At 66.6% G+C, this 16,171-nt stretch carries 11 protein-coding genes and 1 riboswitch; of the genes, 5 read left to right on the top strand and 6 right to left on the bottom strand.

All coding sequences use genetic code 11. The features are described from left to right. Positions 1 to 114 precede the first annotated feature (114 nt). Both gap and QMX85_RS18505 read right to left on the bottom strand, forming a co-directional pair. On the bottom strand, positions 115 to 1,113 hold the full coding sequence (gene gap, locus QMX85_RS18510) for a type I glyceraldehyde-3-phosphate dehydrogenase (protein WP_282343336.1): 999 nt from the start codon (positions 1,111 to 1,113) through the stop codon (positions 115 to 117). 172 nt (positions 1,114 to 1,285) lie between these two features. Then, entirely contained in the window at positions 1,286 to 1,951 is a 666-nt protein-coding gene (locus tag QMX85_RS18505) for a hypothetical protein (protein WP_282343334.1), read from the bottom strand. Positions 1,952 to 2,140: 189 nt separating this feature from the next. On the opposite strand from QMX85_RS18505, the gene QMX85_RS18500 reads away from it, so the two are divergent. Beyond that, positions 2,141 to 4,366: an ATP-binding protein gene (locus QMX85_RS18500; RefSeq protein ID WP_282343331.1), complete on the top strand. Its 2,226-nt coding sequence runs from the start codon at positions 2,141 to 2,143 to the stop codon at positions 4,364 to 4,366. A gap of 7 nt (positions 4,367 to 4,373) precedes the next feature. Here QMX85_RS18500 and QMX85_RS18495 read toward each other — a convergent pair whose 3' ends face one another. The 4 genes from QMX85_RS18495 to QMX85_RS18480 all read right to left on the bottom strand — a co-directional run bounded on the left by QMX85_RS18495 (position 4,374) and on the right by QMX85_RS18480 (position 7,769). After that, positions 4,374 to 4,817: a ketosteroid isomerase-related protein gene (locus QMX85_RS18495; RefSeq protein WP_273231904.1), complete on the bottom strand. Its 444-nt coding sequence runs from the start codon at positions 4,815 to 4,817 to the stop codon at positions 4,374 to 4,376. 52 nt (positions 4,818 to 4,869) lie between these two features. Continuing rightward, positions 4,870 to 5,451: a TMEM165/GDT1 family protein gene (locus tag QMX85_RS18490; protein ID WP_273232328.1), complete on the bottom strand. Its 582-nt coding sequence runs from the start codon at positions 5,449 to 5,451 to the stop codon at positions 4,870 to 4,872. A gap of 94 nt (positions 5,452 to 5,545) precedes the next feature. After that, a riboswitch (yybP-ykoY riboswitch) is annotated at positions 5,546 to 5,669 on the bottom strand. Positions 5,670 to 5,776: 107 nt separating this feature from the next. After that, complete coding sequence (locus tag QMX85_RS18485; RefSeq protein WP_282343328.1) at positions 5,777 to 6,778, bottom strand: class I SAM-dependent methyltransferase; 1,002 nt, start codon at positions 6,776 to 6,778, stop codon at positions 5,777 to 5,779. Positions 6,779 to 6,806: 28 nt separating this feature from the next. Next, positions 6,807 to 7,769, bottom strand: a complete 963-nt coding sequence (locus QMX85_RS18480; RefSeq protein ID WP_090226839.1) for a 2-hydroxyacid dehydrogenase — start codon at positions 7,767 to 7,769, stop codon at positions 6,807 to 6,809. Between the two features lie 247 nt (positions 7,770 to 8,016). On the opposite strand from QMX85_RS18480, the gene QMX85_RS18475 reads away from it, so the two are divergent. From QMX85_RS18475 to QMX85_RS18460, 4 genes are all read left to right on the top strand, one after another. Then, entirely contained in the window at positions 8,017 to 9,699 is a 1,683-nt protein-coding gene (locus QMX85_RS18475) for a fatty acid--CoA ligase (protein WP_282343325.1), read from the top strand. A gap of 225 nt (positions 9,700 to 9,924) precedes the next feature. Further along, the gene (locus tag QMX85_RS18470) at positions 9,925 to 11,796 is read left to right on the top strand and encodes a DUF1302 domain-containing protein (protein ID WP_282343323.1); all 1,872 of its coding nucleotides are present in this window, start codon (positions 9,925 to 9,927) and stop codon (positions 11,794 to 11,796) included. Between the two features lie 31 nt (positions 11,797 to 11,827). Beyond that, positions 11,828 to 13,195, top strand: a complete 1,368-nt coding sequence (locus QMX85_RS18465; RefSeq protein ID WP_282343321.1) for a DUF1329 domain-containing protein — start codon at positions 11,828 to 11,830, stop codon at positions 13,193 to 13,195. A 129-nt stretch (positions 13,196 to 13,324) separates the two neighbouring features. After that, the gene (locus tag QMX85_RS18460) at positions 13,325 to 16,060 is read left to right on the top strand and encodes a LuxR C-terminal-related transcriptional regulator (protein ID WP_282343319.1); all 2,736 of its coding nucleotides are present in this window, start codon (positions 13,325 to 13,327) and stop codon (positions 16,058 to 16,060) included. Positions 16,061 to 16,171: the final 111 nt, after the last annotated feature.

Below are 16,171 nucleotides of genomic sequence, written 5' to 3'. Positions count from 1 at the left end.
TTGCGGCGCCCGGCGGGGGGGGGGGCGCGCCCCCCCGCCCCCCCCCCCCCCCGCCCCCCGGGGGGGGGGGGGCGCACGACCGTCTGCGTGTATCGGTTGGCGTAGCGCGGGCGATCAGGCCCCGGTCCACTCCAGCAGCACGTCCAGCATGCGGTTGGAGAACGCCCACTCGTTGTCGTACCAGGCCATCACCTTGACCATGTCGCCCTGCACGCGGGTGTGGTTGAGGTCGACCACGCAGGACACCGGGTAACCGTTGAAGTCGTGCGACACCAGCGGCAGCTCGTTGCATTCCATCACGCCGGGCGGCAGCGCCGCAGCGCCGGCCTGCAGGGCGGCATTGACGGCGGCGACGTCGGTCGGCCGTTCGGCGGTGAAGGTCAGGTCGACCAGCGACACGTTCGGCGTCGGTACGCGCACCGACATGCCGTCGAGGCGCCCGGCCAGCTCCGGCAGCACCAGGCCGATGGCCTTGGCCGCGCCGGTGCTGGTGGGAATCATCGACAGCGCGGCGGCACGCGAGCGGTAGAGGTCCTTGTGCTCCTTGTCGAGCAGGTTCTGGTCGTTGGTGTAGCTGTGGATGGTGGTCATCAGGCCCTGGCGGATGCCCACTGCGTCGTGCAGCACCTTGGCCAGCGGCGCCAGGCAGTTGGTGGTGCAGGAGGCGTTGGAAACGATGGTCTGCTCGCCGAGCTTGTCGTGGTTAACGCCGTAGACCACGGTCAGGTCGGCGCTGTCCATCGGATGCGAGAGCAGCACGCGCTTGGCGCCGGCGGTGAAGTGCTGGGCCGCCAGTTCGCGGGTCTTCATCTTGCCGGTGCATTCGAGCACCACATCGACGCCCAGGCCGGTCCACGGCAGCTCGGCCGGTGAGCGCACGCTGAGTAGCTGGATGTCCTGGCCCTGGATTCGCATCTTGTCGCCGTCTAGCCCGACCTCGCCGTGGAAGCGGCCGAAGGTGGAGTCGAAACGGGTCAGGTGGGCGAGGGTGTTGTAGTCGCCGAGATCGTTGATCGCCTCCAGCCGAATGCGGTCCTGCAGACCGCGTTCATAGAGCGAGCGAACCAGGGCGCGGCCGATACGGCCGTAACCATTGATGGCAATGCGCAACATGAGCTATGTCCTTTTCGGGTAAGTGGCTGACACCTGCTTAGGCCCTTCGAGACTACTCGTGTTCGGCAGAGAATGGCGCCGCTGAGCGGCCGGCGCATTGCGAAAATGTCGCGCGATGTGAGCGCGCCCGGTGCCGGGACGCCGCAGCCGGCAGCCGTCGCGGGCTGCAGCGTTACTGCGTGCGGGCGCCGCCGAAGTAGGCGCAGCCGCGCTGGACCTGCCCGTCCACGCGCAATTCGGCGGAGAGGCTCTGCACCGCGCCGGTCTTCGCATCCACGCAGCGTTGCGGGGCGATCCACAGTTCGAGGCGCTGACCGTTGGCCTCGCTGGTCAGGTTGAGGCGGCCCTCGGGAAGCTGCTCCTCCAGATACGGCAGCGCCTGTGCCGGCTGGCCGCTGCGTTCGAGCATCAGCCCGCGCTCGCCGACCTCGACGCTCCAGTCCGGCTGCTGGCCGCCGGCGTGCAGCAGCAGGCGCGGGTAGTTGGGGTTTTCGCAGCCGTGCGCGTCGTTCTGCAGGCGATAGCGCTGCTCGACCTTGAACTCGCCGTCGGTACCGTCGACCCGCGACGCACCGTAGAACCCGCTCAGGTCGGCGAACAGCGGCCCGCTGCGGTCGCCGAGCAGCTCGCGGGCGTCCTCCAGCAGGCCGATGCCGGCGGCGTCCGTTACGGCGAAGTGGCGCTGTTCCTGGCACGGGCGCAGCAGCATCTGGCCATCGACCAGGTTGAGTTCGCCCTGCAGGCGCACCGGCGGCTTCGGCGCGCCATCGTTGGCAGGGTTGTAGACGCAGCCGGCGAACAGCGGCAGCAGGGCGTAGATCCAGTAGCGGGCGGGCATGCGGGTCTCCTCGAAGTGCCGCCACGTTACTCAGCCGGACCGGCCCGCACAAGCGCCTGCTGGCGCGCTCCGGCGAGAATAAAAACCAATGATTGGGCGCTGGGAGCTTCCGCCGGGCGCGGGTTCGCCTCTATGCTTGGCGCATTCGGCCACGTTGAACCTGGGGCCGCCTGCTGCGGTCACCCTATCGTGTCGATTCGCTTCAAACTCACTCTGCTGGTGATGGCGGTTCTCGCCCCCACGCTGATCGCCTCGCTTCTCGCCATCGGCTATGTCTATCAGGATCAGCGCGCTCGCGTTGCTCAGAGCATGCGCGAGACCACCCGCGCGCTGGCGCTGGCGGTGGACCGCGACATCGCCCAGCGCAATGCGATCATCCGTACCCTGAGCAGCGTTCCCTCGCTGTCGCTCGCCGACCTGGAACGCTTTTACACCACCGCCCGCGACGTCGCCGACTCGTGGGAAAACTCGATCATCCTCGTCGATACCCAGGGCCAGCAGTTGCTCAACACGCGCATGCCGTTCGGCGCCGAGCTGCCGCACACGCCCTTCCTCGCCGCTCCGCTGGACGATCCGGCGGCGGAATTCGATGTCACCAACCTTTACATGGCGCCGATCGGCAAGCAGTACAGCTTTTCGGTCCGCCGCCCGATCTACATCGACGGCACCCTTCGCTATTTCCTCTCCATGGGCTCGTTCGCCAGCCAGATCAACGATGTGCTGTTGGACCAGAACCTGCCCAAGGGCTGGCTCGGCACAGTGGTGGATGGCAGCGGCCGGATAGTGGCGCGCAACATCTCCCCGGAGAAGTTCATCGGCAAGCACACCACCGGGCCGATCGCCGAGGCGCTGGGGGGCAGCGAGGAGGGGTTCAGGGAAACCGTGTCGCTGGACGGCATCCCTCTGCTGTCCTTCTACGCCCGCTCGCCGGAATCCGGCTGGTCGGTGATCATCGGCCTGCCCATCAGCGAGGTACGCCAGAGCGCGGTGCGGGCGATGACCGTCGTCGGCGTCTTCGCCCTGTTGCTGATCGGCGTCGCCACGCTGCTGGCGTTCTGGGTCGGCCGGCGGATCACCCGGCCGCTGCGCATGCTCGACGCCACCGCCCAGGCCATGGGCCGCGGCGAGGCGGTGCATCCGGCGTCCACCGGGATGTCCGAAATCGACCGCACGGCGGTGGTGCTGGCCCAGGCCAGCGAACGCATCCAGAACGCCAGCGCGGAAATGAGCGCGCGGGTCGCGGCGGCGGTGGAGCAGGTCGAACGATCGCAGAAGGCCATGCAGCAGACGCAGAAGCTCGAGGCCCTCGGCCGTCTCACCGGCGGCATCGCCCATGACTTCAACAACCTGCTGCAGACCCTGACCATCGGCCTGCAACTGGCCGACATGGCCTCCACCGACCCACGGGCGAAGAAGGCCATCGAGGCCTGCAACAAGTCGGTGGTGCGCGGCACCAAGCTGACCCGCCAGTTGATGGCGTTCGGTCGGCACAAGGTCGAAGAGACCCGGCACGTCGACCTGCGCCTACTGATCACCGAGATGGGCGACCTGCTCGACGGCGCGCTGCCGAGCCGCATCGGCCTGACGCTCGAGCTGCCCGAGCGCCCCTGGCCGGTGTTCATCGACCCGCTGCAGTGCGAGCTGGCGGTGCTCAACCTGGTCTTCAACGCCCGCGATGCAATGCCACGCGGCGGCAAGGTCACGCTTTCCCTGGCGCAGCGCGCGGTCGTTGAGGGCGAGATCGAGGGTCTCGCCGCCGGCGCCTATGCCGAGCTGTGCATCGTCGACAGCGGCGAGGGCATGAGCGAGGAGGTGATGTCCAAGGCCTTCGAGCCGTTCTTCACCACCAAGAATGTCGGCGAAGGCACCGGGCTCGGCCTGGCGCAGGTGTACGGCTTCGCCAGCCAGGCCCACGGCACGGCGCTGCTGCAGAGCGCGCCGGGCGAAGGCACGCGGGTCCGAGTGTTGTTGCCATTGAGCCAGGAGGAGGGCGGCGTGCCCCTAGAGGCGAGCGCCGGCCCCCGGCCCGACGTGCATTCGGCCCGCGTGCTGCTGGTCGACGACGACCCGCTGGTGCGCGACGTGGTCGCTCCCGCGTTGCGCGAGCTGGGGTTCAGGGTCGAGGTGGTCGGCAATGCCGACGAGGCCCTGCAGCGCTACCGCGAGCGGCGCGGCGGAGCGGGCAAGCCGCGTTTCGACATCGTCTTCTCCGACATCGTCATGCCCGGCACGCTGGACGGCATCGGCCTGGCGCAGGCCCTGCGCGAACAGGAGCCGAACCTGCCGATCGTCCTCGCCACCGGCTACACCGAGCGTGCGCCGAGCGACTACGGCTTCACCGTGCTGTCGAAACCCTACGACGTGCAGACGCTGGTCGAGGCGTTACGCGCGGAACTGGCCAGGACGGCGCGCTGATCCGCTCTCAGGGCAATGCCTTCTCGGCGAACGAGCGGACTTCCAACCCCAGCTGCGCGCGAAAGCTCTCCATGTCGAACATCGTGCAGATTTCCTCGATCTGGCCCATGCGGTCGAAGCGCCAGAAGGCCATCGCGGAAATCGCCAGGACCTTGTCGCTCGGCGGATAACCGAGCGCCGGTTTGGCGATGCAGCCGATCAGCGTGCTCCAGGTGGCCACCTGGTCGCCCTCCGCGACGCAGTCCTCGATGATCACTTCAAGGTCCGGCATGGCGTCGCGAATCTGCTCCACCATGGCGATGAAGCCTTCGCCGTTCAGCGCGTGTCCGACGAAGGAGCTCTTGTAGAGGAAATTCGGACTGTGCAGGTGGCCAATCAGGTGCAGATGGCCCTTGTTCCAGCTCAGTTCGATGTGCCGGCGAACCACCCGTTTCATTTCTTCCCGCTGCATGGCGCACTCCCTGGCGCAATTGTCGCGGGCATTTTAAACCGAGGAAGCTGTGCTACAGCCACCCGGCCAATTGCAGCGCCTTGTAGCCGGCGAACAGCGCGAGAACGGCGAAGCAGGCGGCGGCGAGGCGATGGATCAGCGTCAGCGGCAGGCGATCGGCGGCGAAATTGCCGGCCAGTACCACCGGCACGTTGGCCACCAGCATGCCCATCGTGGTGCCGAGCACCACCAGCAGGAAGTGCGGGTACTGCGCGGCCAGCATCACCGTGGCGATTTGCGTCTTGTCGCCCATCTCGGCGAGGAAGAAGGCGATCAGCGTGGTCAGGAACGGCCCGTAGCGCTTGAGCTTGGAGTCTTCGTCGTCGTCCAGCTTGTCGGGGATCAGCGTCCACACCGCCACCGCGGCGAAGGACAGCGCGAGGATGGTGTGCAGCACCGCAGGGGAGAAGAGCCCGGCGACCAGATTGCCGACGTAGCCGGCGACGAAGTGGTTGGCCAGGGTGGCCGCCACCATGCCCCAGATGATCGGCCAGGGGCGTCGGAAACGTGCCGCGAGCAGCAAGGCGAGCAACTGCGTCTTGTCGCCGATTTCAGCCAGCGCAACGATCAGGGTGGGGACGAACAGGGATTCCAGCAAAGTAGCTTCCTGAGGGGCGGGTCGACAAGTTCACCATGACACGCACCGCCTTCCCGCCCCGGGTAAGGTGTACGTGTCATAGGTCTTGTCGAACCTGGAAACGCAGCCGGGCGGCTGTATTCCGGGTCGCACGCACCATGGTCTGTGGACCAAGCATGTTGATGCGTGCCGGGCGAGCCGAGGCTCGCGGGAGACTACTCCCCTAGGACGGGGCGCATTGTGCCCAAGCGTTGCCGTCCGGGCAAGCACCGGGCGCGCCTGTTCCGGCGGGCGGATGGCCATTTGCCCACGGCGCCGCGTGCGGCGCGCGGCGCACGCGAGGCTAGCTGCGGTTGGCCTGATACACGCGGAATCCGTCGTCTTCGGCCAGCGTGCGACAGGCGCCCAGGTGCTGCTCGATCAGCGGCGCATAGCGCAGGAAGCTGTTCGCCACGAGGCGCATCTGGCCCTTGCCGAGCAGGTGGCTGGCCGCCTCGCGCAGCAGGGTTTCGGTGGCCTGGTAGTCGGTGTGCACGCCCTGGTGGAAGGGCGGGTTGCTGATGATCGCGGCCAGTTCGCGGGGCGCGCAGCGAATGCCGTCGCCAGCGATCACCTCGGCGTCCAGCCCGTTCGCCGCCAGCGTCAGCTGGCTGCTGGCGACGGCGAAGGCATCGACGTCAAGCAGTGTCACCGCGCTGTCCGGATAGCGTCGTTTCAGCGTGGCACCGATCACGCCGGCGCCGCAGCCGAAATCCAGCAGCGGGCCGCTCGGCAGGCCGTCCAGATGCTGCAGCAGCAGGGCGCTGCCGCGATCCAGGCGACCGTGGCTGAACACGCCCGGCAGGCTGACCACCTGCAGCGGGCCGTCCGCCAGCGACAGGCTGAAGGTCTGCGCCAGTGCGTTCAGGTCCGGCGCGGGCGGCGGGGTTTCCACGCTTACCTGCCACAGCTGGCAATGCCGGGCGCTGTCCAGCTTGCGCGGCTTGCCGTAGGCGGCCAGTTGCTGCTTGCCGGCGCGTTCGATGCCACCGCGCTTCTCGCCAACGAGGTACAGCATGGCGCCCGGCAGGCGGGCGGCCAGCGCCTGCAGCAGGTAGTCGGCGAGCTCGCGGGATTTCGGCAGGAACAGCACGGCGCTGTCGAAGCCCGTCGTCGGCGCTTCGACGCCGAAGTGGCTGCGCCCGGCAAAGCGGGCCTCGAGCGCCGACTGGTCGCCGGCGTGCCAGCTCCAGCCGCTGGCGGCCGGCAGCGAGCCGAGCAGGTCATCGGCCGGGAGACCGGCCAGCAGTACACGGCCGCCGAACAGCTCGGCCTGGCGCAGCAATACTTCACTTCGCGGATCCATGCGTCCCCCAGCGAAAAAAGCGGCTAGCTTAGCCGACCACGCGCACGGCGGCGCCCTTGAAGAACGCCTCGGCGCTTTCCGCCAGCTGGCCGACGATGCGCTGGCGGGCTTCGCGGCTGCCCCAGGCGCTGTGCGGGGTGACGATCAGCCGGGGAATGTCCGCATCAAGCAGCGGGTTGCCGTTCTTCGGCGGTTCCACGGTGAGCACGTCGGTGGCGGCGCCGCCGAGATGGCCGCTGCGCAGCGCGGCGGCGAGGGCCGGCTCGTTGACCAGGCCGCCGCGTCCGGTGTTGACGAGGAAGGCGCCCGGTTTCATCAGGGCGATCTGCTCGGCGCCGATCAGGTCGCGGGTCTGTTCGGTCAGTGGGCAGTGCAGGGTCAGCGCGTCGATCTGTGGCAGCAGTTCATCCAGCGGCAGGCGACCGTCGCGCACCGGGCGCCCCGGCAATTGGCCGATCAGCACGCGCATGCCGAAGGCTTCGGCGAGGCGGGCGACGGCGCTGCCGAGTTCGCCATGTCCGAGCAGCCCCAGGGTCTTGCCGGCCAGTTCGACGATCGGGAAATCCAGCAGACAGAACTGCTCCGATTGCTGCCAGCGCCCGGCGCGCACGGCGGCCTGGTAATCCTGCAGGCGGGTCGCCAGTGCGAGCAGCAGCAACAGGGTGTGCTGCGCCACCGACGGCGTGCCGTAACCCTGGCAGTTGCACACGGTAACGCCGTGCGCGCGGGCGGCGGCCAGGTCGATGTTGTTGGTGCCGGTGGCGGACACCAGGACCAGCTTGAGATCGGGGCAGGCAGCGAAGGCGGCGGCATCCAGCGGCACCTTGTTGCTGATCGCCACGCTGTGGCCCTGGAGGCGTTCGATCACCTGCGCGGGCGTGGTTTTCTCGTGCAGGGTCAGCTCGGCGAAAACCTGGCGCAGCGGTGAAAGGTCGAGGTCGCCCAGGTCGAGGGAGGTGTAGTCAAGGAACACGGCGCTGCTGTTTTGCATCAGCTGTACCTTCTTCTTGGAGTGTGAGGACAAAGACGCCCAGCCTACCAGAGCTGAAAACCCGAATGGCCGTCGCCGCACCGGCGGATGCACCGGCCGCGCCCGAGCGGCGGGCTGAACCGTGCCGAGGCGCCTTTTTTTTTCGTCCCTGCCGGGCGCCGGAAATCATTCTTTTGACTGATTTGCTCGGCGCATCGCCACCCTAGAGTTCGCCGCATAACAACAAAGCTCGCGAACAGGTGCCTCCATGTTGCAGACCCGTATCATCCCTCCGGCGCAGAACGCGCACGCCTATCCCCTGCTGATCAAGAGCCTGTTGCTGTCCGGCAGCCGCTACGAGAAGACCCGCGAAATCGTCTATCGCGACAAGCTGCGCTACAGCTACGCGACCTTCAACGAGCGCGTTGCACGCCTCGCCAACGTGCTCGCCGCCGCCGGCGTCAGGGCGGGCGATACCGTCGCGGTGATGGACTGGGACAGCCATCGCTACCTCGAGTGCATGTTCGCCATCCCGATGATCGGCGCCGTGCTGCACACCATCAACATTCGCCTGTCTGCCGAGCAGATCCTCTACACCATGAACCACGCCGAGGACCGCTTCGTGCTGGTCAACGCCGAGTTCGTGCCGCTCTACCAGGGTATCGCCGCGCAACTGACCACGGTGGAGCGCACCCTGCTGCTGACCGACGGCGAGGAGCACGGCGCCGAATTGCCGAACCTGGTCGGCGAATACGAAAGCCTGCTGGCGCAGGCCTCGCCGCGCTACGACTTCCCGGATTTCGACGAGAACTCTGTGGCCACCACCTTCTACACCACCGGCACCACCGGTAATCCCAAGGGCGTCTACTTCAGCCACCGCCAGCTGGTGCTGCACACCCTGGCGCTGGCCTCCACCATCGGCGCGCTGGACAGCATCCGCCTCATGGGAACCGACGACGTCTACATGCCGATCACACCGATGTTCCACGTGCATGCCTGGGGCGTGCCCTATGTGGCGACGATGCTCGGGGTGAAGCAGGTCTATCCGGGGCGCTACGACCCCGAGCTGCTGGTCGAACTGTGGCAGCGCGAGAAGGTGACCTTCTCCCACTGCGTGCCGACCATCCTGCAGATGGTGCTCAACGCCCGCGCGGCCAGGGGCGTGGATTTCGCCGGCTGGAAGATCATCATCGGCGGCAGCGCGCTGACCCGTGCGCTCTACGACACCGCCAGGTCGCGCGGCATCCAGCTCACCGCCGCCTACGGCATGTCGGAAACCTGCCCGCTGATCTCCTGCGCCCACCTCAACGAAGAACTGCGCGCCGGCAACGACGACGAGCGCATCACCTACCGCATCAAGGCCGGCGTGCCGGTGCCGCTGGTCGAGGCGGCGCTGGTCGACGGCAACGGTCGGTTCCTCGCCGCCGACGGCGAATCCCAGGGCGAACTGGTGCTGCGTGCGCCCTGGCTGACCCAGGGCTACTTCAACGAGCCGCAGAAGAGCGAGGAGCTGTGGGAGGGCGGCTGGATGCACACCGGCGACGTGGCGACCATCGACGGCATGGGCGTGATCGACATCCGCGACCGCATCAAGGACGTGATCAAGACCGGTGGCGAATGGATCTCCTCACTGACCCTGGAAGACCTGATCAGCCGCGACCCCGCGGTGCGCGAAGTGGCGGTGGTCGGCGTGCCCGATCCGCAGTGGGGCGAACGCCCGTTCGCGCTGATCGTGGTGCGTGAAGGGCACCGCCTGGACGCCAGGACGGTGAAGGATCACCTCAAGCCTTTCGTGGAGCAGGGGCACATCAACAAATGGGCGATTCCGTCGCAGATCGGCCTTGTTACCGATATTCCCAAGACCAGTGTGGGGAAGCTGGACAAGAAGCGCATACGTCTGGATATCGCCACCTGGCAGGCTGCCGGAAGCGAATTTTTATCGACCTTGTAAGCAGCATGTGGCGGCGTGTAGCAATGTGACTGATCAGTCAAACAAGCGTTTGGCTTGGTAATTGCTCTTCGACATCATCCCTGCTCGCCGGAGCCCGCTGAAAGGGGCGAGACAGGGAGGCGGAGCATCCTGCAAATCACACTTTCGAGGGATCAAGCAGTACTACCCGCTGGCTATAGTCACTCCCGCACCATCCATAACAAAAAACATAATGGAGTAGCGTCGATGCAAAAAATCAAACAGACCTGGCGTCTGGCCAAACTGCCTTTGGCCATCAGCCTCGCTTCCACAATCGCCGCTCCTGCATTCGGCGTCTCCTTCAACATCGGGGAAATCGAAGGGCAGCTCGACTCGTCGCTCTCGGTGGGCGCCAGCTGGTCCACCGCCAAGCCCGATCGCGACCTCATCGGGATCAACAACGGCGGCACCGGCTACACCCAGACCGGTGACGACAACCATCTCAACTTCAAGCGCGGCGAGACCTTCTCGAAGATCTTCAAGGGCATCCACGACCTCGAACTCAAGTACCGCGACACCGGCGTGTTCGTCCGCGGCAAGTACTGGTACGACTTCGAGCTGAAGGACGAAAGCCGGCCGTTCAAGGATATCAGCGACCACAACCGCAAGGAGGGCGCGCAATCCTCCGGGGCGCAGATCCTCGATGCCTTCGTCTACCAGAACTACAACATCGGCGACCTGCCCGGCACGGTGCGCGTCGGCAAGCAGGTGGTGAGCTGGGGCGAAAGCACCTTCATCCAGAACAGCATCAACTCGATCAACCCGCTGGACGTCTCCGCCTTCCGCCGCCCCGGCGCTGAAATCAAGGAAGGCCTGATCCCGGTAAACATGCTCTACCTCTCGCAGACCGTTAACGACCGCCTCAGCGTGGAAGGCTTCTACCAGCTGGAGTGGGACCAGACGGTGGTCGACAACTGCGGCACCTTCTTCGGTTCGGACGTGGTGCAGGACGGTTGCGTCGACAACTACAACGTCGCCAGTGGCGCCATCGCGCCGCTGCAACCGATCGCCGACGCGTTCGGCCAAGGCTTCGGTGTTACCGACGAAGGCGTGATCTTGCCGCGTGGGTCGGACCGTGACGCCCGCGATTCCGGGCAGTTCGGCCTGGCGCTGCGCTGGCTGGGCGATGCCACCGAGTACGGCTTCTACTTCATGAACTACCACAGCCGTACGCCCGTGCTGAACACCGGTACGGCCGGCGCCGCGACGCTCGCCGCGCTGGGCAACGCCAACCCCCTGGCGGGGCCGCTGAGCGGCATCCTCGGGCAGGTGTGCGGCGCGTTCGGCGGGCCGGCCAATTGCTTCGACGATCCGCGCTACTCGCCGACGGCTTCCGGTCTCGCCCAGAGCGTGTTGCTCGGTAACGGCAGCTATTCCCTGTCCTATCCCGAGGACATCCGCCTCTACGGCATGAGCTTCTCCACCACGCTGCCCACCGGAACCGCCTGGTCCGGCGAGATCAGCTACCGGCCGAACGCGCCGGTGCAGATCAACACCACCGACCTGACCCGCGCGCTGCTCAACCCGATCGCGCCGGGTACCTCGCCGGTGGCGAGTGCGGCCGGCGCCGAGAACCGCGGCTACAACCGCAAGGAAATCACCCAGATCCAGACCACCCTGACGCACTTCTTCGATCAGGTGATGGGCGCCGAGCGCTTCACCCTGGTCGGCGAAGTGGGCTTCTCCCACGTCGGCAACCTGGAGAGCACCAGCGAACTGCGCTACGGCCGCGATGCGATCTACGGCACCCCGGACGATGCGGCGCAACTGGCGGCGTACGGCACCCATGGCTTCGTCACCAGCAATTCCTGGGGCTATCGACTGCGCGGTATCTGGGACTACAACAACGTGTTCGCCGGGGTGAACCTGCGGCCCAACGTGTCCTGGTCGCACGACGTCGACGGCTACGGCCCGAACGGCGTGTTCAACGAAGGCGCCAAGGCGGTCAGCGTCGGTATCGATGCCGACTACCAGAACACCTACACCAGCAGCCTCTCGTACACCAATTTCTTCGGCGGCGACTACAACACGCTCACCGACCGCGACTTCGTCGCGCTCAGCTTCGGCGTGAACTTCTAAGCGACAGAATAAGAAGAGGATGTACATAATAATGAAAATGACTAAAAACCTCCTGCAAACCGGCGTCCTGGCGTTGTCGCTGCTGGCTACCAGCGTGATGGCGGCGGTCTCTGCCGACGAGGCGGCGAAGCTGAATACCACGCTGACGCCGGTGGGTGCGGAACGCGCCGGCAACGCCGATGGATCGATTCCCGCCTGGACTGGCGGCCTGCCGACCAATGCCGGCGCCGTCGATAGCAAAGGCTTCCTCGCCGATCCGTTCAGCGCCGAGAAGCCGCTGTTCACCATCACCGCGCAGAACGTCGAGCAGTACAAGGCCAAGCTCAGCCCTGGCCAGCTCGCGATGTTCAAGCGCTATCCGGAAACCTTCAAGATGCCGGTCTACCCGTCGCATCGCAGCGCGACGCTGCCGGAGAAGGTGCTGGCCGCGGCCAAGGCGAATGCAAGCAAGACCAACCTGGTGCAAGGCGGTAACGGCCTGGAGAATTTCCAGACCGCGAACCCGTTCCCGATCCCGCAGAACGGTCTGGAAGTGATCTGGAACCACATCACCCGTTACCGTGGCGGCAGCGTCCGCCGTCTGGTTACCCAGGCTACGCCGCAGCCGAACGGCTCCTACTCGCTGGTCTACTTCCAGGACGAGTTCGTCTTCCGCGACCAGCTCAAGGATTACGACGCCAGCAAGCCGAGCAACGTGCTGTTCTACTTCAAACAGCGCGTGACCGCGCCTTCGCGTCTGGCCGGTAACGTGCTGCTGGTGCACGAAACCCTCGACCAGGTGAAGGAGCCGCGTCTGGCCTGGCTCTACAACGCCGGTCAACGTCGCGTTCGCCGCGCCCCGCAGGTGTCCTACGACGGTCCAGGCACCGCCGCCGACGGTCTGCGCACCTCCGACAACCTCGACATGTTCAACGGCGCGCCGGATCGCTACGACTGGAAACTGATCGGCAAGCAGGAGCTGTACATCCCTTACAACAGCTACAAGCTGGACTCTCCCGAGCTGAAATACGCCGACATCATCAAGGCCGGCCACATCAACCAGGACCTGACCCGCTACGAGCTGCACCGCGTCTGGCACGTCACCGCGACCCTCAAGTCGGGCGAGCGCCACATCTACGCCAAGCGTGACTTCTTCATCGACGAGGACACCTGGCAAGCCGCGGTGATCGACCACTACGACGGCCGTGACAGCCTGTGGCGTGTCGCCGAGGCGCACTCGCAGTACTACTACGACAAGCAGGTACCCTGGTACACCCTGGAAACCCTGTATGACCTACAGTCCGGCCGCTATCTGGCGCTGGGCATGAAGAACGAAGAGAAAAAAGCCTACGACTTCGGCTACTCGGCGTCGGAAAGCGACTTCACCCCGGCGGCCTTGCGCCAAGCGGGCGTTCGCTAAGCGCGGGAAATAAGATGAAGCCGGCCTCGGGCCGGCTTTTTCTTTTGCGCGATTTATCCGCCTGCTTCAAATGCCCCGAGCAAGGGGCTAGTCTGCATGCACAATTATTCGAGATAGTGCTTCGCCCCGATGACTGTCCTTTCGCAAACGCCCACTCTGCCTGGCCCCGATACCTGCGCTCCGACCGAAGGCCGTTTCTTTCGCCCGCCGTTGCCGGCCGGTTACGTGCCGCGCCCGCGGCTGTGCCAGCGCTTGAGCGAAGGGCTGGGCGGGCGCCTGCTGCTGGTCAGCGCGCCGGCGGGGTTCGGCAAGAGTTCGCTGGCGATCGAGTTCTGCCAGGGCCTGCCGAGCGAGTGGCGCAGCCTGTGGCTGGCGTTGAGCCGCCGGGACAGCGATCTGGGCCGCTTCCTCGAGCGGATGATCGAAGGGCTGCGACAGTTCTTTCCGGGCCTCGGCGACGAAGCTCTGACTCTGCTGAAAACCCGCCAGCGGCACCAGCCATTCGCTTTCGAGCAATGCCTCGATGGGCTGCTCGACGAGCTGGTCGAGCGCCTCGACCCCGCGCGTCCGGTATTGCTGGCGCTGGACGACTATCACCTGGCGAAGGGCGCGGTGCTTGATCGCTGCCTGCAATTCCTGCTCAACCACCAGCCCGCGGGTTTGCTGTTGCTGGTCACCAGCCGTCAGCGTCCGGACTGGCACCTGGCGCGCCTGCGCCTGTCGCGACAATTGCTCGAACTGAACGAGCAGGACCTGCGCCTGACCGCCGAGGAAACTACCGCGCTGCTTGGCAGCCAGGGCGCGCGCGTCGATGGCATCGCGCTGGAAAACCTGCTGCAGCGCAGCGAAGGCTGGGTCGCCGGGCTGCGCTTGTGGTTGCTCGCCAGCCAGGATCAGGTCGAGCCGGGGGATCTCGGGCACGGTCCGCACGGTGCCGACAGCCTGATCCGCGATTACCTGCTGGAAGAGGTGATCGAACGCCAGCCGGCGGAGGTGCAGACCTTCCTCTACGAAACCGCCTGCCTCGATCGCTTCTGTGCCGGACTCTGCGACGCCGTGCGCGAGAGCCATGACAGCGCGGCGATTCTGCAGCACCTGCAGGCGCATCAGGTGTTCCTCGTCCCGCTCGACGAAAACGGCCACTGGTTTCGCTATCACCACCTGTTTTCCGACCTGCTGCGGGTGCAGCAGGCGACCACTCAGATGCCGCAGACCGGCCTGCATCTGCGCGCCTGCCGCTGGTTCAATGCCCAGGGCATGCTCGACGAAGCGGTGGAACAGGCGCTGCGTGCCGGCCAACCGGACGTCGCCGCGAGTCTGGTGCAGAACCTCTCCGAGGAACAGCTGCTCGCCGAACAGAACGTGGCCATGCTGCTGCGCTGGAAGATGGACCTGCCGGACAGCCTGCTGGTCAGCACCTCACGGCTGATCCTGCTCTACGGCTGGGCATTGGCGCTGGCCTGCCAGCTGGACGCCGCCGAGGAGTTGGCGGGCAACCTTTCGCGTTTTCTGCCCGCACCGGACGACGCCAGTCAGCGCGGCCTGCTGGCCCAGTGGCAGGCACTCAGCGGCGTGATCGCGCGCGGTCGTGGCGATATCGCGCTGGCCGAGCGCTATTGCAGCGAGGCGGTCGGCGGCTTGCCGCAGCAGCGTTACGGACAGCGCCTGATGTGTCTGTCGACGCTGGCCAACATCGCCGTGGTCAAGGGCGACCTATGGCGCGCGCGCGGCCTGAACCGCGAGGCGCTGGAGCTCGCCCAGCGGGTCGGCAACCCGCTGTTCGAGGCGCTGGCGCATTACGACCGCGCGCGCATCCTGCAGGCGCGCGGCGAAGTGGTCCGCGCGCTGGACGAAGTCCGCCAGGGTTTGCAGCGCCTGCACGGGTTGCCGGCGCAGCGGCTGTACGCTGTGCGCGCGCGGCTGACCATCTATGAAGGACATCTGCTAGCGCTGGGCCTGCAGCCGCAGCAGGCGCGCACGCGGCTGGTCGGCGGCATCGGCGAGGCACGCGCCTGTCGCGACGTCAGCCTGCTGATCGGCTACTGCGTGCTGGCCACCCTGGAAGGGCGCAGCGGCAACCTGCCGGAGGCGTTCGTCCAGTTGGCCGAGGCCGAGCGGCTGATGCACATCTGGGACATCCCGCCGGTGTACTACCTGGCGATGATCACCCTGGTGAAATGCGACCTCTGGCTGGCCCAGGGGCAGCTGGAGCTGGCGCAATCCTGGCTCGAACGCCTGGCGGAAACCTACGGCGGCGAGCAGCCGGCGGCGGCGCCCGAATGTCATCCGCAGTTGCCGCTGTACATCGAGCTGCAACGCGCCGCGCTGGAACGCCATCAGGGCCAGGCGCAATCCGCCGAACGCCGCCTGCGCGCGCTGTGCACCCGCGCGCAGACCGAGGGCGGACAGTTGCTGGCCGTGGTGGCCCAGGTGCAGTTGACCCTGTTGATGCTCGCCGGCAACCGTGAGAGCGAGGCCCGCCAGCAGTTCGGCGAGAGCCTCGCCGGCGCGCTGGGCGGCGCCTTGCTGCCGTTCAACGAGCTGTTCGTGCAGCGCCCGGAATGGCTGCGCGAGCGGCTCCGCGAGCGTCCCGGCTGCCCGGTGCGCGGGGCGCTTTCGGCGCTGATTCCCGCGCCCAGCGAGTCGGCCTCGACGGCGGCCGCACTCGTCGATGCCCTCAGCTCGCGCGAGCTGGCGGTGCTCCAGCTGATCGCCCAGGGCTGCTCCAACCAGGAGATCAGCGATCAGTTGTTCATCTCGCTGCACACGGTGAAGACCCACGCCCGCCACATCAACGCCAAGCTCGGCGTCGAGCGGCGCACCCAGGCCGTGGCGCAGGCGAAGACCCTCGGCCTATTGAGCTGAGCTTCACGCCGGAGCGTTTCCGATCGAAGCGTCGCCGCCATCCCGTCATCGAGCTGCCGAACCAAAGTTGGGCACGTTGGCACGGCGCCGCGTGCTGTCATGGACGTACAA

The sequence above is a fragment of the Pseudomonas sp. PS02288 genome (genome assembly GCF_029959715.1).
Taxonomy (GTDB): domain Bacteria; phylum Pseudomonadota; class Gammaproteobacteria; order Pseudomonadales; family Pseudomonadaceae; genus Pseudomonas_O; species Pseudomonas_O kuykendallii.
The sequence above is the reverse complement of the archived record's forward strand: the minus strand, read 5'-3'. Positions and strand labels throughout refer to the sequence as shown.

Bases quoted from the DNA above. Each gene is read 5' to 3' on its own strand.
- QMX85_RS18505 (WP_282343334.1), bottom strand. From the start codon at position 1,951: ATGCCCGCCCGCTACTGGATCTACGCCCTGCTGCCGCTGTTCGCCGGC.
- QMX85_RS18475 (WP_282343325.1), top strand. From the start codon at position 8,017: ATGTTGCAGACCCGTATCATCCCTCCGGCGCAGAACGCGCACGCCTAT.
- QMX85_RS18470 (WP_282343323.1), top strand. From the start codon at position 9,925: ATGCAAAAAATCAAACAGACCTGGCGTCTGGCCAAACTGCCTTTGGCC.
- gap (WP_282343336.1), bottom strand. From the start codon at position 1,113: ATGTTGCGCATTGCCATCAATGGTTACGGCCGTATCGGCCGCGCCCTG.
- QMX85_RS18485 (WP_282343328.1), bottom strand. From the start codon at position 6,778: ATGGATCCGCGAAGTGAAGTATTGCTGCGCCAGGCCGAGCTGTTCGGC.
- QMX85_RS18495 (WP_273231904.1), bottom strand. From the start codon at position 4,817: ATGCAGCGGGAAGAAATGAAACGGGTGGTTCGCCGGCACATCGAACTG.
- QMX85_RS18465 (WP_282343321.1), top strand. From the start codon at position 11,828: ATGAAAATGACTAAAAACCTCCTGCAAACCGGCGTCCTGGCGTTGTCG.
- QMX85_RS18480 (WP_090226839.1), bottom strand. From the start codon at position 7,769: ATGCAAAACAGCAGCGCCGTGTTCCTTGACTACACCTCCCTCGACCTG.
- QMX85_RS18460 (WP_282343319.1), top strand. From the start codon at position 13,325: ATGACTGTCCTTTCGCAAACGCCCACTCTGCCTGGCCCCGATACCTGC.